The organism is Dendrosporobacter quercicolus (assembly GCF_900104455.1).
Lineage (GTDB): Bacteria > Bacillota > Negativicutes > DSM-1736 > Dendrosporobacteraceae > Dendrosporobacter > Dendrosporobacter quercicolus.
Genome location: NZ_FNHB01000011.1, coordinates 21,981 through 43,411, shown reverse-complemented (window position 1 = coordinate 43,411; position 21,431 = coordinate 21,981). Strand labels below are relative to the sequence as shown.

The window sequence follows — 21,431 nt, the reverse complement described above, 5'->3', positions numbered from 1 at the left end:
ATCGGACATTCGTACATTCCGCGGGAGCCGCCTATTCTTAGCGCTGCGGGAAAAATCCAAGCGCCTCCGGAAGTCTCTCTATTTACGGCGTACGTTCTCCTTGCTATTCTTATTATAAATATTTTTAAATGATATTGATACTCATTTTCTTAAAAAGTGAAGGAGTCGACAAAACATGAAGAAAAACCTTTCTCCCGCCAGAAAACGTTTGCTTTACGCCTTAATTGGCGGCAGCCTGGTCTGGTACACGCCGTTCACCGCCTATGCCGCGGTTCCGGAGGAAACGGCGGCTTCACCCCGGCAAGCCGCGCAGCAAGAAAAGCCGGCTGAGTTTACGCTTGAAAAAATAGACGTTACCGCCAGCCGTGAAGCACTGCCGCCCGTTTATGCCGGCGGCCAGGTGGCCCGCGGCGGCAACATCGGCGTACTGGGCAACAAGGACTTTATGGACACGCCTTTCAGCATCACCAGTTATACCGCCCAGTCCATCGAAGACTGGCAGGCCGATACATTGCATGATGTGCTTGTCAACGATTCTTCCATCCGTTTCGGCACCTCTGCCGGACATGTGAATGAAAATTTCATCATCCGCGGCCTGGAAGTCAATAACAGCAGTCTTTATTTTCATGGGATGCAGGGCCTGGCGCCGCAGTATCGCGTGCCGGTCGAATTTCTCGAACGGGTGGAAGTGCTCAAAGGACCCAGCTCTTTTCTCTATGGCGGCGTGAACACCTCGGTGGGCGGCGCTGTCAACCTGGTGCCTAAGCGGGCCGGTGAGGAAGACATCACCAACTTTACCGCCAGCTACGCCGCCGAAGCCCATTTCGGCGGCCATATCGACATCGGACGCCGCTTCGGCCGGAATAAAGAATGGGGCGTTCGCTTCAACGGACTGTATGCGGACGGCGATACCGAAACCGACGGCCAGTCCCGAGAACGGCTGCTGGGCTCTCTGGGACTGGATTATCGCCAGGAGCGCTTACGCCTGTCTCTGGATGCTTTTGGCTCACAGGAAAACTTTGAAAACGGGCTTGTCTCCATGTATCGTTTAGACAAAGGCTATGTGAAGGCGCCTGACGGCTCGACCAATGCGTATAAAGGCACATGGGGCGCAGCCCGGAATAACGGGCTGCTGTTTAAGAGCGAATATGACCTGAATGACAATTTAACCGCCTATGCCGGCATTGGCAAAGTGTCCATTAACGCAACCGGCCTGATCAACGGCAACCACATCTTTAGTCTTCAATCGGATGGAACGGCGCTTATCCGGAATGTTTATAAGCAATACTTCTGGACCGACACCACCTCTTCGGAAGTGGGAATGCGCGGTGCTTATCAGACCGGCTCGGTAAAACATCAGCTGGTTTTAGGCGCTAACTTTGTGAACAGCGATTCTTCCAGCGTTTTTAATCAGGGAACCGGAAACTATCCTACAAATATTTACAATCCTCCTTCGCTGGCTGAAGAATTCAACAAGCTGGCTTGGAAAGGCAAAGGCTCAAAAACGGCCACTACCGAGCTATCCAGTTATCTTTTGGCCGATACCCTTTCTTTTGACGAGGAAAAAGTGCAGTTAACGCTGGGCATACGGCGGCAAAATGTGGAAACGAAAAATTTTAACGCCAACACCGGCGTCCAGACATCTTCCTATGATGCCCACGCCAATACTCCCGTAGCCGGTCTCGTCGTCAAACCGTGGGGCGAATCGGTGGCGCTTTACGCCAACTACATTGAGATGCTTTCGCCCGGCCGGACAGTTAATGATCTGACGTATAGCAATTATGGTCAAACGCTGGCGCCATATAAAAGCAAACAACACGAGTTCGGCGTCAAATGGGACAAAGGCCGCTTTGCCAATACCCTCGCCTTTTTCCAGATCACAAAGCCAAGCTTGACCGTGTTCAATAATGTGCAGGGCTATGACGGTAAACAGAAAAACCGCGGCATTGAATGGAGTGCTTTCGGGCAGGTGGCCAAAAATCTGCGTCTGCTGGGCGGGGTCACCTATTTGAGAGGAGAACTGGTTCGCCTTGCAACCGCCTCTGCCGCCAACGAAGGCAACACGCCTTACGGGATTCCCAAATGGCAGATGAACGCCGGCGTGGAATGGGATACTCCCTGGAATCCCGATTTGACGCTTTCCCTGCGGGCCGTATACTCCGGGACGCAGTATCTCAACGATTCCAATAGTGAAAAGCTGCCAGGCTGGGTTCGCTATGACTTCGGCGCGCGGTACAAAACTACGGTCAACAGCGTTCCGGTCACCTTCCGGGCCAGTGTGGACAATCTCTTCAATAAGCAGTACTGGTCAGGCGCCTTTGGCGATAATCTGGTTACCCTGGGCGGGCCACGCACCGTGAAACTTTCGGCCACCATGAACTTCTAACTGCGGCCTAATTCCGTCTGTAAAGATGCCGGCAAACAGCGTTCGTTAATTAGAATTGGGTTTTGAAAAATTTAGGTAGAGTGGAAAATTCCTGTCAAATTGTATTGATTTGGCAGGAATTTTGTATTTAGGGTCAGAAAGTAATTTTAATTTGCTTCAACAAGGACAATACTGACAGAGCGAGCCTCACGCGTTGAGCAACTGCCAAAATCAACAGAAAAACAGGTGAATGCTTCATGTTTATCGCAGATTTTCATATACATTCAAAGTATTCTAGAGCTACCAGTAAGGAGTGCGTTGCGGAGGTGCTTGACTTTTGGGCGCGGCGTAAAGGAATTCAGGTGCTTGGAACGGGTGATTTTACGCATCCGGCCTGGCGCGAGGAATTGAAAGAGAAGCTAATTCCGGCGGGGGAAGGACTTTATGCACTTAAAGCTGAGTTTCGTCGGGAGGGTAAAGTGGCGGGAACGGCGTTTACTCCCCAATTTATTGTTTCCGGTGAAATCAGTTCCATCTATAAAAAGAACGGCAGAGTGCGCAAGGTGCATAACCTGATTCTCCTGCCCGGCCTGGAGCAGGCCGAATTCATATCACGTAAGCTGGAAGCGGTCGGTAATCTGCGGTCGGACGGCAGGCCGATACTGGGTCTGGACAGCAGGGATTTGCTGGAGATCGTACTGGAAAGCTGCCCTGAGGCGATGTTTATTCCTGCGCACATCTGGACCCCGCATTTCTCCCTGTATGGCGCTTATTCCGGATTTGACGCGATTGAGGAGTGTTTTGAAGACCTCACCGGATACATTTATGCCCTTGAAACAGGCCTGTCCTCCGATCCGGCCATGAATTGGCGCATTTCGGCGCTGGATAAGTTTACCCTGGTTTCCAACTCTGATGCCCACTCTCCGGCCAATCTGGCCAGAGAAGCCAATATTTTCAATACCGGCCTTTCGTATTTTGGTATGCTGCAGGCGTTGAAGAACCGCAGTACAACCGAATTTTACGGTACATTGGAGTTTTTTCCTGAGGAAGGCAAATACCATTATGACGGCCACCGGGTCTGCAAGGTGTGTTGGAAGCCTGAGATGACAAGAGCGGCGGGCGGTCTGTGTCCGGTGTGCGGCGGCAAACTGACCGTCGGCGTGCTGCACCGGGTGGAAGCTCTTGCCGACAGGGAAGAAGGCTTTATACCGCCGGCGGCCAAGCCCTTTGAGCGGATAGTTCCGCTTGTGGAGATCATTGCTTCCTCCATCGGTGCGACTGCCGCCAGCAGGAGAGTGAGACAGAAATATGAGCAGTTGCTGCAGATTCTTGGCCCCGAGCTGTTTATTCTCCGTGAGGCGCAGCTGGCGGATATTGAACTGGCCGCAGGTTCCTGTATTACGGAAGGCATCCGCCGCCTGCGCTGCGGTAAAGTGGCGATACAACCCGGGTTTGACGGTGAATATGGTAAAGTTAAAGTACTGGACAAAAGTGAGATAGAACTGTTTTCAGGTCAATTATGTTTTTTGAGGGATGAACTTGTTTCTGATTCCGGCACTGCCGGTAAGGAGCCGTCAGGACCTGCCGCTGTTACAGGGGCGGCGGTTCAGGCCGCAAAACAGGTGCGGGAGACGGACGGCGATGCCGGTCTGGCGGAAGGAGCTGAGAAGGCCCCGCAGGCTGTCCCGGCAAGCTTGCCTTACGGTTTGAATAAGGAACAGTGGGAAGCCGTGTCAGCCAGTGCTCCGGCAATTGCGGTAGTCGCCGGACCGGGAACAGGAAAAACAAAGACACTGGTCTGCCGTATTGCCTATCTGATTGAACAGTGCGGCATCCATCCGTCGCAAATCAGTGCCGTTACGTTTACCAATAAGGCGGCGCAGGAGATGCGCAGCCGGCTGGAAGGGCATTTCGGAAATAAACGAACGGCCGGCGCCATGACCATCGGGACGTTTCACTCTATCTGTCTGCAAAGGCTGTCCCAATGGAGAGGCAAGGAAACAATAACAATCATTGATGAACAGCAGGCCCGTTCGATGATCGGCGAAATCGTAAAGAGTATGAAGCTGGAGTTTCCGCTTCGCGATGCACTAAAAGCGATCTCGCTCTTAAAAAATGGCGCACCGCCTGCGGGAAATGAAAGCAACGCGGTTTCCACCGCCCTGCTGTATGATGCATACTGCTCGCAGCTTAAGCGCTACGGCGTGATGGACTATGATGATATTCTGCTGGAAGTCCTGCAGCGGCTGGAAGGTGGTCCCGCCGGGGTTTTGTCTGACCGGAGCGGGGAAAAGTGTTGTTCCTATCTCCTGGTGGATGAGTTTCAGGATATCAATGAGATTCAATACCGCTTAATCAAGCAATGGGGCAGGAATTGCGAAAGTATTTTTATTATCGGTGATCCTGACCAGTCAATTTATGGTTTCAGGGGTTCTGATTTTCGTTATTTTGCAAAATTTACCGAAGAATTTCCCGGCAGCCGGCAGGTCCGGCTAACGCAGAATTACCGGTCTACGCCTGAGATCATCGCGGCCGCTCAGGCGGTGATCGCTAAAAAGGCGGCAGGGGATGAGACCCGGCTGCTCAACCCTACCAGGGAAAGCGGCGTTAAAGTGCGCTTGATAGCAAGCAATGATGAATTCGCCGAAGCCATCTTTGTCGCCAAGGAAATCAACCGTATGGTTGGCGGTATTGACATGCTTGATGCGCAAATCCGGGCTCACAAAGCCAGGCCGGCCGGTCAGTCCAGAGGCTTTGCCGATATCGCCATATTGTATCGCACCAATCGCCAGGCGGAGGTTCTGGAACAGTGCCTGTTAAAAGAAGGTATTCCGTACTCGGTAGCCGGGCGGGATGATTTTCTTTCCGATAAGCCGGTTCGGGAGGCGATGGCGTTCTTTAAATTTTTGCTTAATCCCGGAGATATTCTTTCCCTGCTGGAATGTTTCAAGGCAAAAAGTATTGCTGCGGCAGAGCTCAGCCTAAAAATCATTGAGCGTTATGCTGCAGGCAGGAAAAGCATCACGGCGCTGGAAAAGCTTTTGACCGAGCTGCCATCGCCCATCAATCAGCCCGGCGTTTTCCCTGCTTTCATAGAAATGCTGGGCAGGTATAAACCGGTTATCCGCAAAGAGAGACCAGCCGGAATTATCGATTCATGGATCAGCGACAACAATCTGTCCGGTATTAAAAGCATGGAGCTGCTTTTACATACAGCGGTTACGCATCAGGACATGTCGTCTTTTATCCAGAACTTTGTACTGGGCCGGGAAAGCGATATTGTTCGCAGCAGCGGCAAAGTTTATTCGACCGATGCGGTTTCGTTAATGACGGTGCATGCGGCCAAAGGTCTTGAATTTCCGGTAACATTCATTTGCGGTGTAAACGATGGCTTGATGCCTTTAAAGAACAGCGTTCTTAACTTTGACTTCGCTGAGGAGAGGCGGCTTTTCTATGTGGGAGTGACAAGGGCCAGGGATGAGCTTGTCCTAATGACGTCCCGTACCCCGTCACCTTTTATCGTCGAGCTGCCTGGCGGGCTGCTTATGGTTGAAAATGCAGGTAAGCAACGGCCGGCGCCCCGCTATAAACAGGACAGTTTATTCGATTCGTTACCGGCGCTTCACTGATGATTTTTAAGGCGGAAATCCCCCGAATCATGCACTTCGGGGGATTTCTTTTTGTAATTCACATTTTTTTGTAACAAATCGTATTATTTTAATGTTGACAATACTGATCGGATTTATTAGAATTTAATTAGAGTTAATTATTAGTGCTGAAGAGTACAGAGCGCTGGGATTTAGGTGTTGATTAAAATGAAATTATCAACAAGAGGACGTTATGGCGTTAAAGCAGTATTGGAGCTGGCCATTCATTATGGAAGCGGGCATGTATCGATAAAATCGGTTGCTAAAAGTCAGAATGTATCGGAGTATTATTTAGAGCAGTTATTTGCCCAACTCAGGAAAAGCGGCATTATTAAGAGCTTGCGCGGTCCTTGCGGGGGATATGCGCTGGCCAGACCGCCGGGTCAGATCACGGTACATGACGTTATTGAAGTTCTCGAAGGTTCAATTGAAATTTCCGACTGCATTGTGGATACTACCTGCAAAAATGTGGAAAGCTGTGCGACAAGGCTGCTATGGGTAAGGATTAAGGACAGTATTGATGGTGTACTACAGTCAACCACCTTCCAGGACATGGTTGATGATTACCAAAAAATGAACAGGATGAAGGACGGTGTAAATGATGACTGACAAACAAGTCTATCTCGACCATTCGGCGACAACTTATCTTAAGCCGCAGGTTTTCGAAGAGATGCTTCCTTATCTAAATCTGTATTACGGCAATCCTTCTTCGATTTATGCAATGGCCCGGGTGACGGAAAAGGCAATTGACCAGGCGCGGGAAAGCGTGGCGCAGGTGCTCAATGCAGATAAAAAAGAAATTTTTTTTACCGGCGGCGGTTCTGAAGCCGACAACTGGGCCCTAAAGGGCGTTGCTTTTGCCAACAGGCATAAGGGCAATCATATCATTACTACCCAAATTGAGCATCACGCAATTTTACATACCTGCCGGTTTTTGGAGAAAAATGGTTTTGAAGTAACGTATCTGCCTGTTGATTCCGAAGGCTTTGTAAAGGTTGATGAGCTTGAGCAGGCTATTACCAAGCAGACGATTCTGGTTTCGGTCATGTTTGCCAATAATGAAATCGGGACAATTGAGCCGATAAAAGAAATAGGAAAAATCTGCCGCGCCAGGAAAGTATTGTTTCATACCGACGCTGTTCAGGCAGTGGGGTATATACCGGTTGATGTGAAGGATTTGAATATTGATCTGCTTTCTCTGGCTGCCCATAAATTTTACGGTCCCAAGGGGGTTGGCGCGCTTTATATCCGCAAGGGAATTCGTATTGATAATCTCATTCATGGCGGCGGGCAGGAAAGCGGGCGACGGGCCGGTACGGAAAATATTGCCGGTATTGTCGGTTTGGGAAAGGCGCTTACGCTTGCCGCAGAAGAATTAGCGGCTGAAAATGAGCGTTTGACCGTCCTGCGGGATAAACTGATTGCCGGGCTTAGCCGTATTCCTTACAGCAGGCTCAATGGTCCGGCTGGAGATCGACGGACACCTGGCAATGTAAATGTATGCTTTTCTTTTATTGAAGGAGAATCCATGCTTTTACTGCTGGACAGCAAAGGGATTTTCGCCTCCAGCGGCAGTGCGTGCACCTCGGGCTCGCTTGATCCGTCCCATGTATTGCTGGCGATTGGGCTGGCTCACGAAATTGCCCATGGATCTCTCAGGCTTACGCTGGGCAGCGCTACGACGGAGCAGGATGTTGACTATGTTTTGGAAGTTTTGCCCGGCATTGTCCAACGATTAAGAGATATGTCGCCGCTTTGGAAAAATTTCTTAAAGGAAAAAGAGGGGGAGAGTAGTCATGCAGTATAGTGAAAAAGTAATGGACCATTTTATGAATCCCAGAAATGTTGGTGAAATCGCCGACGCAAATGGAATCGGTGAAGTGGGAAATGCCGTGTGCGGCGATATCATGAGAATTTACTTAAAAGTTGAAGATAACCGTATTCAGGATGTTAAATTCAATACCTTTGGCTGTGGTTCGGCAATTGCTTCTTCCAGCATGGCGACTGAAATGATTAAGGGAAAGACGATCGAGGAAGCCTGGGAACTCTCTAATAAGGCAGTCGCAGAAGCGCTGGACGGCCTGCCTCCGGTAAAGATGCATTGTTCGGTGCTGGCTGAGGAAGCTGTACATAAAGCCATTAACCATTACCGGAGCTCTGTGGGGCTTAAGCAATGGGAATACAAGGAACATGCCGACATTCATGCCCAGGTGCATGGCGAATAACAACAGCGGAATAATAAAACCATGCACAGGTATTAGCGTCTGTGCATGGTTTTGTGTTACCTGTACCCGTATTATTTTAAACGGCGGGCCGCATGGCAGAGCGGGCCTACATGCTTGTTTAGCGGAAAAGAATGGGCCAAAGCCGTTGTAACAAAGGTTTTGGCCTGTCTGACCGCTTCCCGTACGGTCAGGCCTTTGGCCAAGCCGGCAGTAATGGCGGCAGCATAAGTACAGCCGGCGCCATGCGTGTATTTGGTGTCAATTTTAGGCGATTCCAGAATTTCAAATTCCTCACCGTCAAACAGCAGGTCAATTGCGGTTGGCGTTCCTAATTTGGCGCCGCCCTTGATCAAAACATTTTTAGGGCCTAATTGATGGATGGCAATTGCCGCCGCTTTCATATCCTCGACAGAACGGATCGGCTGAAGGCCGCTGAGCTGGCCGGCCTCAAAAATATTAGGTGTAATAATCGTGGCCCGCGGCGCTAATTCCCGGCGAATGCTGACGGCGGCTTCCGGATGCAGCACCTCATCGGTCCCTTTGCAGACCATTACCGGATCAATGACTACATTTTTAACCGAATACTGGTCAATTTTTTTTGCGACCAGGGCGATTACCTCACTGGTGGCCAGCATGCCTGTTTTTAGCGCATGAACGCCAATCCCGGCCAGCACAGTTTCTAACTGGGCCTCTATTGTTGCCAGCGGCAGCGGGTATACATCATGGGCCCAGTCCTTGGCAGGGTTTTGGGCGACAATTACCGTAATTGCCGTCATGCCGTAAATCCCAAATTCCTGAAAAGTCTTAAGGTCAGCCTGCAGTCCGGCGCCGCCGCTGGTATCAGAGCCAGCCACTGTAATTGCTTTAACGATTGTCATGTATGCTTCCTCCCAACAAAAATCTAGTGCTTTCAAGCGGTGGATGAAGAAATATTGCCGCCGAAGCTTGCAAAATATATTTTGTATTATAAAATATATTTGAACCTTTTAAAATACACAGAATTACTAAAATGGATAGGTACAGTTGGGAGGGGCTTTTGTTATGGAATTAATTATGCTTGACGCAAAGCGCAAAGATCCTTTATATATGCAGCTTTATCAGCATTTCAGGAAGGAAATCGAACAGAACCGGCTGCCGGAAGGCGTTAAGCTGCCTTCCATCCGCGGCCTGTCAGGCAGCTTATCGGTTAGTAAAATAACAGTTGAAAAGGCTTATCAGCAATTGATGAGTGAAGGGTATATCCAAAATAACAACCGGTCACGGTATATAGTCAATAAGTTTGAGGGCATAGCTGTGCCTGCGGCGCCTGTTTATAAGGCCGGCCGGCAGACCGGCCTCAAACGGCGGAGCGATCTGGTGTTATTTGATTTCTCGAGTGGTGAAATGGATATTGACGGTTTTGATTTTCCTTTGTGGAAACGCTATATCAACAAAGTCTTTGCCAATAAAAGCAGGCTGGTCGGTTATGGCAGCAGCAGCGGCGAGGCGGAACTGCGGCAGGAGATTGTAAAATACATCCACAATTCCCGGGGGGTTAATGTTGATCAGGGACAAATTATTGTCGGCGCCGGTATTCAGACGCTGCTGCATACATTATGCAGTTTGCTGAAACTAAATTATCACAGTATTGCGTTTGAAGAACCCGGCTTCAAACATGGGCGGCAGATCTTTAGCGACCATTCTTTTCATATCCTGCCGGTAAAAATGAACAAAGACGGCATTGATATGGAAAAGCTGGCTCAAAGCGGAGCCAGGCTGGTATATGTAAGCCCGTCTCATCAGTTTCCCACCGGCTATATTATGCCGGTGGGCAAACGCAATCGCCTGCTTTCCTGGTCAGAGCAGGTTAACGGTATGATTATTGAAGATGACTATGACAGTGAGTTTCGCTATTTCGGCCGCCCCATTCCGGCGTTAAAAGCCCTGGACACCGGGGACAATGTCGTTTATCTGGGTTCGTTCTCGAAAATTATTCCGCCTTCTATCCGGATCAGTTATATGGTATTGCCTGAACGGCTAATGGAAGTTTACCGGAAAAATTCCCATTTTTATAATCAGGCGGCGTCAACTGTCGAACAGCTGGCGCTGGCCAGGTATATGGAAGACGGACATTTGGAACGGCAAATACGCCGGCTGCGCAAATTGTATCATGAAAAAAAACAGCTGTTTTTTGCAGCATTAAAGAATATTTTAGGGAACCGGGTTGCGGTGAATGAAAGTGATGCCGGTTTGCACACCCTGCTGACGGTAAAATCGGATTTGACGGCGCAGGAGCTGGCTGACCGGGCGCTGGCCCGAGGCTGCCGCATTGCGCCGGTAAGGGATTATTATTTGGAATCATCCCCCGAAAAATTGCCCCAGCTTATTTTGTATTTTTCCAAAATACCCGCTCCCGACTTTACGAGAGCGATTCATTTATTAAAAGCGGCCTGGTTTGATTGAGCCGGATTCAGCCTTGTCGGCAGGACATTTGCAGTAAAATAACGGGCTTTCGGGACGGGACTGGCCGCAGGATAAAGGGCGACACACGGAAGGAGTTTGCTCAATCGCTGCGAATAGGTTAAGCAATTGCTCCAAAAAGACTGGGATATGCTCTAATAACAAGTACAAGGAGGAAATGAAATGAAAACTGTTGTACTGGATGGCTACACCCTCAATCCGGGGGATTTAAGCTGGACTGCTCTGGAACAATTATCGGAGGTTACGGTTTATGACCGCACCGCCTATGACAACGGCAATCTGGCGTTGATCATTGAGCGGGTCGGCGATGCCGAATTTGTATTTACCAATAAAACGCCGCTGCCGGCTGAAGCAATTCAGGCCATGCCTAAGCTGAAATTTATCGGTGTACTGGCAACCGGCTATAATGTTGTTGATGTGGATGCAGCTAAAGCCTGCGGCGTTGTCGTCGCCAATATCCCCACCTACGGCACTGCCGCTGTTGCGCAAATGGCAATTGCCCTGCTGCTGGAGCTGTGCCACCATGTCGGCGCGCACAGCGCGGCGGTTAAGAATGGAGACTGGACCAAAAACGCCGACTGGTGCTTTTGGAATTACCCCTTAATTGAGCTGGCGGGAAAAAATATGGGTATCATTGGTTTTGGCCGGATTGGTCAGGCGGTTGCCAACATTGCTCAGGCTTTGGGCATGAAGGTTTTGGCTTTTGACAATTACCGGGTGAAGGAGCTGGAAAGCGAGACCTTAAAGTACGTCGAGCTTGATGAGCTTTTGGCTCAGGCTGATGTCATCAGTTTGCACTGCCCGTTATTTGAAAGCACCAAAGGAATTATTAACAGCTCCACCATTGCCAAAATGAAGCCCGGTGTAATGATTGTCAACACTTCCCGCGGCCCGTTGGTGGTTGAGCAGGATTTGGCTGATGCGTTAAACAGCGGCAGAGTGGCCGGGGCTGGGCTGGATGTTGTTTCGACCGAGCCTATTGGCGCTGACAATCCTCTGCTGACGGCAAAAAATTGCCTGATTACGCCCCATATTGCCTGGGCTCCAAAAGAAGCCAGACAACGCTTAATGGATATCGCAGTCAATAATCTGAAAAGCTATCTGGAGGGTAGACCGGTAAATGTGGTAAATCGATAGATGCTCCGGTATTGACGGAAGGATTTTTGACTGTTGGGCAGGGCGGCGATTCTAACTATTGTCGCCGGCGAAAAAACCGTCATAAATTACGCCATAAAGCAAGCTGCCCAGAAAAAGCAATAATCCGCCTGTCAGTAAGATGTGCTGGCTGCTCATAAGACCTCCTCGATAATTTACATACCTTTCTACTATTGCCTGATCGCGGGTATTTCATGTGCCGCCGGGACAAGTTATAAGTTTAAGGAGCGTGGTTGAATGCAGAAAATTGTAGTAATTGGCGGCGTGGCCGCAGGCTTGACAGCAGCCGCCAAAGTTAAACGAGATAATCCGGCAGCCCAGGTGGTTGTGCTGGAAAAAGGCAGCCTGATTTCTTATGGCGCTTGCGGCATGCCTTTTTATGTCGCCGGTGAAATTCCGGCGATGACGAACCTTATGATGACTGCCCAGGGCAAGCTGCGGGACCAGGCTTATTTTAGACAGGATAAACATATTGATGTGCGGACCCGAAGTATGGTTACCCACATTGACCGGGTGCAGAAAACGGTGGAGGTAAAAAACCTGGCAACGGCTGAATATTCCCGGATTCCCTATGATCAGCTGGTGCTTGCCACCGGGGCGACCCCGTTCAAACCGGCCTGGCCGGGAGTAGAACTTGCCAATATCCATCCGTTATGGCATCCGGATGACGCGGTTGCCATACGGACGGGAATCGAGCAGGGGCTGTTCAAGCGGGCGTTGATCATTGGAGCCGGGCTGATTGGCATGGAAATGGCGGAAGCGCTGCAGCGGCAGAAGCTGGAGGTCACTGTTGTGGAGATGAGAGAACAGGTTTTCCCAGCCTTGCTTGACAGTGAGTGCGCTGCCGCCGTAAGTCAATATGCCAGCTATAACGGGATAACCATTCTGACCGGGGAAAAGGTCGAACGGTTCACCGGCAACGGCGCAGTTCAGGCGGTAGTGACCAGTCAACGGACGCTGCCGGCTGATTTGGTCATTCTGGCAGTCGGGGCCGGACCCAATGTGGAGCTGGCCCGGGCGGCCGGCCTTGCGCTTGGCGACGGCACCGGTGCGATTGCCGTTAATGAGTATCTGCAGACCAGTGATCCGGCGATTTATGCCGGCGGCGACTGTGTGGAAAACACCAATCTGGTATCAGGGCAAAAGGTCTTCGCCCCCATGGGCTCAACCGCTAATAAGCACGGCCGGGTGATTGGCGGCAATCTTTGCGGGCGGAAGGTGAAATTCCGGGGCGTACTGAACACAGCGGTGGTGAGGCTGATGGATTTGAATATCGGCAAAACAGGTCTTACTGAACGGGAAGCTAAACAACTGGGTTACGACTATGTTACCGCGACTGTTTCGGGGCATGATAAGCCGCACTATATGCCGCAGCCCGGACGGCTGACGAGCAAGCTTGTTGTAAATGCCCAAAACCGTCAGGTGCTTGGCGTGCAAATTCTTGGCGACGGCCAGGTGGATAAAAGAATTGATGTCATTGCCTCGGTTCTGAATTTTGCCGGAACAGTGGACGACTTATTTGATATTGATCTGGCTTATGCCCCGCCGTACAGCAGCCCGATCGACCATGTGGCGGTAGCCGCCAATATGATTATGAACAAGTTAAAATGACCGATCGTTCATGAAAAGACCGTTTTTACGGTCTTTTTTTGACAATATGGGAAAAAAGGCTGAATTGTCCTAGCATTATGGTACTTTTATCCTATCGTTTTTTACTGCCGCTATATGCTATAACTAATATAGGGATAGTTTTAGTCTGCGGAGGTGGTGCTTTCCCAATTGCCGCTCATCTGTTCGCAGGGATGGTTATGTGCTATTTTATTATCAAGAATTTTGTTATAATAAAAGGCAATTGTAATCTTCCCGTTGCATATCCGGAAGTAATGCCGGAACCAGATTTATGAAAAATACGGCTGATTGAGGATGAGTGATATGAACTGTAAAGTAGCGGATATCATAAGCAAGGCCCGGGCGACACAACATTTGACCAAACAGGAAATTGTCAGTTTACTGGGAGATAATGATATAAACGACCGGTTATTTGCCGCCGCCGATCAGGTGAGGGCTGAGAATGTCGGTGAAGCCGTTCATTTACGGGGCTTAATTGAATTTTCCAATATTTGCCGGCAAAATTGTTTTTATTGCGGTCTTCGCCGGGATAATGCCGGGATCAGGCGCTACCGGCTGGAACCGGATACCATTCTTGCATTTGCCGCCAAGGCCAAAGCGTACGGTTATAAGACCCTTGTTCTGCAGTCCGGTGAGGATGATTTTTATACGACTGACAGGCTGCAGCAAATCATCAGCGGTATAAAGGCGCTCGGACTGGTCATTACATTGAGTATAGGAGAAAAAAGCCGGGCTGAGTATGCAGCTTACCGGCAAGCCGGCGCCGACCGGTATTTGCTGAGGATTGAGACTACCGACAGGCGGCTTTATGCCGCTCTTCATCCGGGGATGAGCTGGGAAAACCGCAGGCGCTGTCTCTGGGACTTGAAGGAACTGGGTTATGAGGTTGGAACAGGCTGCTTGGTCGGTCTGCCTAATCAATCCCTCGAAGCTTTGGCGGATGATATTTTGTTTTTTCAGGAGCTTGATGCCGATATGGTCGGCCTGGGTCCGTTTATCCCGAATGCCGATACCCCGTTGAGATCCGCTCAGGGCGGCAGCTTTACAGCTAGTCTGAAGGTTATGGCCATCACCAGGCTGTTGTTGCCTGACGCCAACATTCCGGCGACAACGGCGATGGAGACACTGAATAAAAACGGCAGAATCATTGCGCTGCAAAGCGGGGCTAATGTGGCCATGCCCAATGTTACTGAGGGTGAGTACCGCCAGCTTTATGCCTTATATCCCGGGAAAATATGCATCAATGATACGCCTGCCCATTGCCGCGGCTGCATTTCCGGCAAGATTACCAGTATTGGCCGCACTGTCGCCGGGGATTTCGGCTTCAGGGTGAAAAGAGCGGCGGCTAAACGTGTTTAATGATAAGTCGGAACATGAAGCATACTATACCCATCTTAATATAAGAAGGGTGATTGTATGCCGCGATTTATGCCAAAACGGGCGATATTTGAACAAAGCGCCCTGGACTATCCTTTGGGCCGTCAGCTATATGACCAATTAACAGGACTGGGTGTGCCGGTGACTTACGCTGCTTCGCATAACCGGATTACCGGCATACCGGGCAAGACTGCACAGCAAGCCTATCGCGAGGCCAAAAGCACGTTGGTGGTCGGGGTGCGCAAAAGCCTGGATTTTGCTGCCTGCAAGCCGTCCGCTCATTACCAGCTGCCGCTGAATACCAGTTGCCCGGGGATGTGCGAGTATTGCTACCTGGCCACTACTTTGGGCAAGAAGCCTTATTTGCGGGTTTATGTAAATATTGATGAGATATTGGCCAAAACCCAGGATTACATAGCAGCGCGAGCTCCGGCGGTTACCATCTTTGAAGGGGCTGCAACTTCTGATCCGGTGCCCACCGAATATTTGACCGGTTTGCTGAAAACAACCATTGAATTTTTCGGCCGGCAAAAACTGGGGAGATTTCGTTTTGTTACAAAGTTTACCGACATTGGCTCCCTGCTGACCGCCAGGCATAACGGTCATACCCGCTTCAGGTTCAGCCTTAATGCCGCGGGGATAATCGCCAAGTATGAGCATCAGACCCCAGGCATGGTCGAGCGGGTCGCTGCTGCGGCCAGAGCAGCTTCAGCCGGTTATCCGATAGGCTTTATTATTGCGCCAATTTTTTATTTTCCCGATTGGCAGAGTGAATACAGCCGCTTATTTCATGAACTGGCGGACAAACTGCCTGCCGCCGCCCAAACCGATTTAACCTTTGAATTGATTACCCACCGTTTTACCAAGCGGGCTAAAGCCAATATTCTTTCAGTCTTCCCCAACACTTTGCTGCCGCTGGAAGAAGGTGACCGTAAAATTAAATTTGGCCAGTTCGGTTACTGTAAATACATTTATGATAAAGCCGCAGTAACAGAACTGAAAAATTTTATGCAGCAAAATATTGAGCAATATTTCCCCCGGGCTACCATTGATTATTTTGTCTAGTGAATTATTTGTCGTAAAGTGTCGTGAAAGGTTGGAAAAAAAGAGGGGAATTCTGCAAAATAAACGAATTATCTCTTAGTAAATTTAATGAAACAGTTATATTACAAATGTTAAGTGTTTGTTAGCTGTACATAAACCTCTGCAATTGCTGTGGACAGGCGGTACGGGCAATGGTAGAATTTTGGTGTATAATTGGCAAAGAACGACAAATGGTATGGGAGTATAGGAGGCTATTAATTTGGAGAACTCTACACTTTTTGGTCTGATTGTAGGATTTGTGGCGGTTTTAGGGGGAATGGTGCTGAAAGGGGCAAGCCTTTCCGTGCTGGTAAATCCTGCGGCGTTTATGATTATTATCGCCGGGACAGCCGCCTGCTTACTGAATGCTTTCACAATAGAGCACATTAAAAAGTTTCCTGTGCTTGTCAAAACCTTGTTTAAAAAACCAGAGCTTTTTCCGAAACCGGAATTGCTGAAAATGTTTGTTGAATTGTCGCAAACAGCCAGGCGGGAAGGGATACTGGCATTGGAAAGCCGGGTAGGAGACATTAACGATCCTTTTTTAAAGAATGGACTGAGTATGGTAATTGACGGCCTTGATCCTGATTTTGTCAGTGACGTGCTGGACGCCGAAATTCAGGGAATGGAAGAACGCCATCGCGACGGCGCCCTGATCTTTACACAGGCCGGCACCTATGCGCCGACGCTGGGGGTATTGGGCGCAGTTGTCGGTCTGATTGGCGCCCTGGGTAATTTGAATGATATTGAGAAATTGGGCCATTCTATCGCGGCGGCATTTGTGGCAACACTTTTGGGGATTTTTACCGGTTATGTTTTATGGCATCCTTTTGCCACCAAGCTAAAGATGATATCCAAAAAAGAAGTTGAAGTAAAGAAAATGATGATTGAAGGAATTCTTTCCTTGCAGGCCGGCGATTCGCCCACGGCAATTGAGGCCAAACTGATTGTGTTTATTCCCCAAAATGAGCGGGCGCAGTTAAAACCGGGAAAGTCGGAGGCGTGATCGATGGCTAGGAAAAAGCATCATGCGCAGCATCATGAAGAACATATTGATGAATCCTGGCTCATACCGTATGCCGACATCCTTACGCTCTTGCTGGCTTTATTCATTGTTTTGTTTGCCTCCTCGCAGGTGGATCAGAAAAAATTCGAACAAATGGCGGAGGCTTTCGGCGCGGCGTTCTCCACCGGCAGTCCGGCCATCTTTGACAGCGCCATGGGCCGGCCCAGTGTTACCACCAATCCAACGACAACTTCGCTGGAAGCCGATCCCTATAATCAGGAAACAGCGCAATTAGCGGAAGTTAAACGGCAGATCGACCAATATATTGCCGGCAATCATTTAACCGGCGATTTACAGACAGCACTGACTGAGGACGGGCTGTTGATCAGAATTAAGGATTCGGCGCTGTTTACCTCCGGCAGTGCCGAGCTGCTTCCCGAGTCACGGCGGATTGGCGGTATTATCGCCCAAATGCTGCTGCCGCTCCAGCAAAAGGTCATTATTTCCGGACATACCGATAATGTGCCTATCAACACCCGGGAGTTTCCTTCAAACTGGGATTTGAGCGCTAAGCGTTCGTTAAATTTTATGAAGTTTGTACTGACCCAGGATAGCAAGCTTCAGCCGGAACGCTTTAGCGCTATTGGGTATGGTGAATACCGCCCTGTTGATAGTAATGCGACCGGCGAAGGCCGGGCGAAAAACCGCCGGGTTGAAGTTCTTATTTCCCGTACTTACCGGCATTAATTGGAGAAATCGGCCGTTTTCGAGTTTATTCGAACAGGCCGATTTTTTTACTTTTCTTATTTGACAAAAGGGTATTGGAAGATTTTTGTAGAACAACTATCTCAGGTTATTTAACTGGCTAAATATGGGATGTGAATAAAGTTGCGGATCGGGACTAAGTTATACTGTGGATTTGGGCTGATTGTCCTGTTAATTGTAGTGGTTGCCTTGTTTTTGCTGCAGATGTTCGACGGGTTGAACCAAAATACCATGCAAATGGTGAATCAGCGGTACGAAAAGGTGCGGCAGATATCCGCCTTTCGTTATGAATTAAACCATTGGTCGCGCGAATTGCGCAGCCTGCCGGTTCAGGCTGACCAGGCCGCCCTGACCGAACAGTTAAATATTGCCGAAGCCAGCCGCCTTACGGCGTTGGTGGCGCTTGACTCCATTGATAAGAGCGCCGCCGATGAAGGAGACCGGCAGCGGATGGTCAAGATCAAATCCATTGTATTTAACTATGACCAGCTGGGTGAAGCTGTTGTCCGGGCGGCGACAGCCGGCGGCAGTCCGGAGCAGGTGCAGCCGCTGTTGTTTGAAGCCGCCCAGGTCAGGTCGGATATTATCCGGGAACTTGACCATATGCAGAATGAGGAAGAAGCGGCCATCAAAAAGGAGATGGGGCATTTACAAACCATTTACCGCAATGCCGTTAACATCATCTATGGCTATATTGTGGTCGGCGTTTTGCTGGCCGTTGGCATCACCTACTGGGTAATTGAGGGAATTACCGGCAATCTCAATAAGGTGACCACTGTACTGAGCAACGCGGTCAACAGCAATTTGGATTATTTGCCGCGTCTGCACGTTTCCACTAAGGATGAGGTGGGAGAAATAGCGGCGGCGTTTAACAAGATGGCTGACGTACTGGATACCCATGCCGAGCTGGAGCAGGAACAGAACTGGCTTAATCTTAATATTGCCGACATTGCCACCATGTGTCAGGGAAAAGTGGATTTTAAAAGCCTGGCGCAGGCTTTTCTGCCTAAAATAGCTACCATTGTAGGCGCAAGTTACGGGATATTTTATTTAAAACAGCAGCGCAACGGCGAACAGTACCTGCTGAAGCTTAGTGCTTATGCCGGCGCGGAGTCAGGGGAGCGGTGTTTCAGATTTGGCGACGGTTTGGCAGGACAGTGCGCGGTTAGCCGTAAACTAATGGTAATAAACGAAGTGCCTGATGATTATATGAAAATAACCTCCGGTTTAGGGCAGGCTCCGCCACGCTCGATTATTCTGCTGCCTATTGAATTTGAAAATCAGTTATGGGGCGTATTGGAACTGGCTTCGTTTAGCCCTTTAGGGCGGCTGGAGCAGAAGCTGCTGCTGGAAGCGGTCAATAGCGTCGGTATTACGCTTAGCATTATCCACAGCCGGGTTCAGGTGGAAAATCTGCTGGAAGAATCGCAGGCTTTGGCCCAGGAACTTCAAGAGCAGTCGGAAGAGCTCCAGACGCAGCAAGAGGAATTAAACGCGCAGCAGGAAGAACTGATTGCCATTAATGAACAGCTGGAACAGCAATACAGTCAATCGGAAATCAAGAGCCGGGAATTGGAAAAAGCCAAAGCTACTTTGGAAAAGCATGCCAAGCAGCTGACGCAAAGTTCAAAATATAAATCGGAATTTCTTGCCAATATGTCGCACGAACTGCGTACGCCGCTTAACAGCCTGCTTATTTTAGCGCAGATACTGGCCGAGAATAAAGTGGGTAACCTGACCGAACGGCAGGTGGAATACGCCAATACCATCTGTTCCTCAGGCCATGATTTGTTAAATTTAATTAATGACATCCTGGATTTATCAAAAATCGAGTCAGGCCGGATGGAGGTTAATTTAAGTGAGGTAAAGCCGCAGGAAGTATGTCTGCATCTTACCAATCAGTTTAAATTAATGGCCGGACGCAAAGGAATTGAGTTTACTACGAAAATAAATCCTGATACGCCGGCAGTTATCCATACTGATGAGCAGCGGTTGCGTCAGGTATTAAAAAATTTACTGTCCAATGCTTTCAAGTTTACCGAAACAGGCAGCGTGACGCTCGAATTTAGCAAGGCTCCGGCAAGTGTAACGGTTTCGGCCAGGGATGATTTGGCTGTTGAGCATATTGTTGCAATTGCAGTGCAGGATACGGGTATTGGTATTCCCGATGATAAGCAGGATATTATTTTTAAAGCATTTCGCCAGGCTGACGGCACAACCAGCCGGAAATACGGGGGTACCGGGCTGGGACTGACCATCAGCCGGGATATTGCCAACCTGCTCGGCGGGTATATTGAGGTTCGCAGTGTCTTAGGGCAAGGCAGTACCTTCATCCTGTATGTGCCCAGTTATGTAAAAAGCAGCGCCGGCGAGGCTGTCCAGCAAGCTTCCGCGACTCTTTCGGCCGGGTATCTGCCGGCAACGGTTGAAGGCAACAGTGATCAGGAACTGCTTGCCGGCAAGAAAATCCTAATTGTCGATGATGATATGCGCAATTTATTTGCCCTGACTTCAGCGCTAGAAAATCAGCAGATGAAAGTGCTTATTGCTGAAAACGGCAAGGAAGGAATTGCCGTTTTGCAGCAGCATTCCGATGTTGATTTAATTTTAATGGATGTTATGATGCCGGAAATGGATGGCTTTACGGCGCTGCGTCAAATACGGCAGTTCCCGGAATTTAAGGATTTGCCGGTGATTGCCTTGACGGCTAAAGCCATGACAACAGACCGTGAACAGTGTTTGCAGGCCGGCGCCTCCGATTATATCAGTAAACCGGTAAACTTAGAACAACTCATCTCGCTCATGCGGGTATGGCTTTATGACAGATGAAAATTTCGAAACTGCCGGAGCCCGAAACAGAGGAAAACCCCGGGGAAAGAATAGAAATCGAGTTGCTGCTGGAAGCTCTCTACCGGGTGCATGGATTGGAATTCCGCAACTACGCCTATCCCTTTGTCCGGCGTCGCATTTTGCATCGAATCAGTGCAGAACGGCTGTCGACAATTTCGGGGCTGCAGGAAAAGATCTTTCATGATTCCGGGGTTGTGGCCAGGTTAGTAGCGGATTTATCAATTAATGTAACCGAGATGTTTCGTAACCCGGATTTTTTTCAGGCTGTTAGAACGAAAATTATTCCTAAAATCCGCGACTATCCTGAAATCAGGATCTGGCACGCCGGTTGTTCCAGTGGTGAGGAAGTATTTTCGATGGCTATTTTGCTGTATGAAGCAGGAATCTACCATAAGACCAGACTCTATGCCACCGACATCTGTGAACAGGCCTTGCAAAAAGCGCGTCAAGGCATTATCCCTCTGGAGCGAATGAAAATTTATACCAAAAATTACCATAAGGCTGGAGGAATCTGTGCATTTTCCGAGTATTATACGGTGAGAAATAAAACGGTGTTTTTCAGCTCAGAGTTGAAAAATAACGTAATTTTTGCCCAGCATAATTTGGCTACCGATCATTCGTTTAATAAGTTTCATATCATCATTTGCCGCAATGTTATTATTTATTTTAATAAGGTACTGCAGGAGCGGGTTTACCATTTGTTTCACAATAGCCTGAGCGTACCGGGGTTTTTGGGGCTGGGAGAAAAAGAGGGGCTCCAATATTCCGGTATTGCCTGTTATTATCATGAAGTCGCTAAAGAACAAAAGATCTATGTCAAACTGGCTGGGCCTGGTACTCATAACTTGTAACTTTCCGAGGGCTTGCGC

Annotated in this window: 15 protein-coding genes; 14 read left to right on the top strand and 1 reads right to left on the bottom strand. The window is 49.3% G+C overall.

The window, feature by feature from the left end:
* The first annotated feature begins 175 nt into the window (after positions 1 to 175).
* The 5 genes from BLR06_RS16145 (at position 176) to nifU (ending at position 8,237) form a co-directional block, all read left to right on the top strand.
* The gene (locus BLR06_RS16145) at positions 176 to 2,386 is read left to right on the top strand and encodes a TonB-dependent receptor (protein ID WP_092074629.1); all 2,211 of its coding nucleotides are present in this window, start codon (positions 176 to 178) and stop codon (positions 2,384 to 2,386) included.
* Between the two features lie 305 nt (positions 2,387 to 2,691).
* Positions 2,692 to 5,994, top strand: coding sequence for a UvrD-helicase domain-containing protein (locus BLR06_RS16140; RefSeq protein WP_245698192.1), 3,303 nt, complete (start codon positions 2,692 to 2,694; stop codon positions 5,992 to 5,994).
* A 186-nt stretch (positions 5,995 to 6,180) separates the two neighbouring features.
* Entirely contained in the window at positions 6,181 to 6,621 is a 441-nt protein-coding gene (locus tag BLR06_RS16135) for an RrF2 family transcriptional regulator (protein ID WP_092074627.1), read from the top strand.
* On the top strand, positions 6,611 to 7,819 hold the full coding sequence (nifS, locus tag BLR06_RS16130; RefSeq protein WP_422699819.1) for a cysteine desulfurase NifS: 1,209 nt from the start codon (positions 6,611 to 6,613) through the stop codon (positions 7,817 to 7,819). The genes BLR06_RS16135 and nifS overlap by 11 nt, the downstream gene beginning before the upstream one ends.
* A complete protein-coding gene (gene nifU, locus BLR06_RS16125; protein ID WP_092074626.1) occupies positions 7,809 to 8,237 on the top strand; it encodes a Fe-S cluster assembly scaffold protein NifU in 429 nt (142 codons plus the stop codon). The genes nifS and nifU overlap by 11 nt, the downstream gene beginning before the upstream one ends.
* Before the next feature lie 71 nt (positions 8,238 to 8,308).
* Here nifU and pdxK read toward each other — a convergent pair whose 3' ends face one another.
* Positions 8,309 to 9,115 carry a pyridoxine/pyridoxal/pyridoxamine kinase gene (gene pdxK, locus BLR06_RS16120; protein WP_092074625.1) on the bottom strand — a complete coding sequence of 269 codons (807 nt, stop codon included), beginning with the start codon at positions 9,113 to 9,115 and terminating at the stop codon, positions 8,309 to 8,311.
* Between the two features lie 163 nt (positions 9,116 to 9,278).
* Here pdxK and pdxR point away from each other — a divergent pair, with 163 nt between their 5' ends.
* From pdxR to BLR06_RS16075, 9 genes are all read left to right on the top strand, one after another.
* Positions 9,279 to 10,679: a MocR-like pyridoxine biosynthesis transcription factor PdxR gene (gene pdxR / locus BLR06_RS16115; RefSeq protein WP_092074624.1), complete on the top strand. Its 1,401-nt coding sequence runs from the start codon at positions 9,279 to 9,281 to the stop codon at positions 10,677 to 10,679.
* A 180-nt stretch (positions 10,680 to 10,859) separates the two neighbouring features.
* A complete protein-coding gene (locus BLR06_RS16110; protein WP_092074623.1) occupies positions 10,860 to 11,834 on the top strand; it encodes a D-2-hydroxyacid dehydrogenase in 975 nt (324 codons plus the stop codon).
* Between the two features lie 255 nt (positions 11,835 to 12,089).
* On the top strand, positions 12,090 to 13,463 hold the full coding sequence (locus BLR06_RS16105) for an FAD-dependent oxidoreductase (RefSeq protein WP_092074622.1): 1,374 nt from the start codon (positions 12,090 to 12,092) through the stop codon (positions 13,461 to 13,463).
* Between the two features lie 321 nt (positions 13,464 to 13,784).
* Entirely contained in the window at positions 13,785 to 14,840 is a 1,056-nt protein-coding gene (hydE, locus tag BLR06_RS16100) for a [FeFe] hydrogenase H-cluster radical SAM maturase HydE (RefSeq protein WP_092074621.1), read from the top strand.
* Positions 14,841 to 14,897: 57 nt separating this feature from the next.
* Positions 14,898 to 15,923 carry a spore photoproduct lyase gene (splB, locus tag BLR06_RS16095; RefSeq protein ID WP_092074620.1) on the top strand — a complete coding sequence of 342 codons (1,026 nt, stop codon included), beginning with the start codon at positions 14,898 to 14,900 and terminating at the stop codon, positions 15,921 to 15,923.
* A gap of 238 nt (positions 15,924 to 16,161) precedes the next feature.
* Positions 16,162 to 16,947 (top strand): flagellar motor stator protein MotA, encoded by a 786-nt coding sequence (gene motA, locus BLR06_RS16090; RefSeq protein ID WP_092074619.1) that lies wholly within the window; start codon positions 16,162 to 16,164, stop codon positions 16,945 to 16,947.
* A 3-nt stretch (positions 16,948 to 16,950) separates the two neighbouring features.
* Positions 16,951 to 17,694, top strand: a complete 744-nt coding sequence (locus BLR06_RS16085) for a flagellar motor protein MotB (RefSeq protein WP_092074618.1) — start codon at positions 16,951 to 16,953, stop codon at positions 17,692 to 17,694.
* Positions 17,695 to 17,835: 141 nt separating this feature from the next.
* On the top strand, positions 17,836 to 20,541 hold the full coding sequence (locus BLR06_RS16080; RefSeq protein WP_092074617.1) for a response regulator: 2,706 nt from the start codon (positions 17,836 to 17,838) through the stop codon (positions 20,539 to 20,541).
* The gene (locus BLR06_RS16075; RefSeq protein WP_092074616.1) at positions 20,538 to 21,413 is read left to right on the top strand and encodes a CheR family methyltransferase; all 876 of its coding nucleotides are present in this window, start codon (positions 20,538 to 20,540) and stop codon (positions 21,411 to 21,413) included. Before BLR06_RS16080 ends, BLR06_RS16075 begins: the two co-directional genes overlap by 4 nt.
* Positions 21,414 to 21,431: the final 18 nt, after the last annotated feature.

Bases quoted from the DNA above. Each gene is read 5' to 3' on its own strand.
- BLR06_RS16110 (WP_092074623.1), top strand. From the start codon at position 10,860: ATGAAAACTGTTGTACTGGATGGCTACACCCTCAATCCGGGGGATTTA.
- nifS (WP_422699819.1), top strand. From the start codon at position 6,611: ATGATGACTGACAAACAAGTCTATCTCGACCATTCGGCGACAACTTAT.
- BLR06_RS16105 (WP_092074622.1), top strand. From the start codon at position 12,090: ATGCAGAAAATTGTAGTAATTGGCGGCGTGGCCGCAGGCTTGACAGCA.
- BLR06_RS16145 (WP_092074629.1), top strand. From the start codon at position 176: ATGAAGAAAAACCTTTCTCCCGCCAGAAAACGTTTGCTTTACGCCTTA.
- pdxR (WP_092074624.1), top strand. From the start codon at position 9,279: ATGGAATTAATTATGCTTGACGCAAAGCGCAAAGATCCTTTATATATG.
- nifU (WP_092074626.1), top strand. From the start codon at position 7,809: ATGCAGTATAGTGAAAAAGTAATGGACCATTTTATGAATCCCAGAAAT.
- BLR06_RS16075 (WP_092074616.1), top strand. From the start codon at position 20,538: ATGAAAATTTCGAAACTGCCGGAGCCCGAAACAGAGGAAAACCCCGGG.
- splB (WP_092074620.1), top strand. From the start codon at position 14,898: ATGCCGCGATTTATGCCAAAACGGGCGATATTTGAACAAAGCGCCCTG.
- BLR06_RS16085 (WP_092074618.1), top strand. From the start codon at position 16,951: ATGGCTAGGAAAAAGCATCATGCGCAGCATCATGAAGAACATATTGAT.
- hydE (WP_092074621.1), top strand. From the start codon at position 13,785: ATGAACTGTAAAGTAGCGGATATCATAAGCAAGGCCCGGGCGACACAA.
- BLR06_RS16135 (WP_092074627.1), top strand. From the start codon at position 6,181: ATGAAATTATCAACAAGAGGACGTTATGGCGTTAAAGCAGTATTGGAG.
- pdxK (WP_092074625.1), bottom strand. From the start codon at position 9,115: ATGACAATCGTTAAAGCAATTACAGTGGCTGGCTCTGATACCAGCGGC.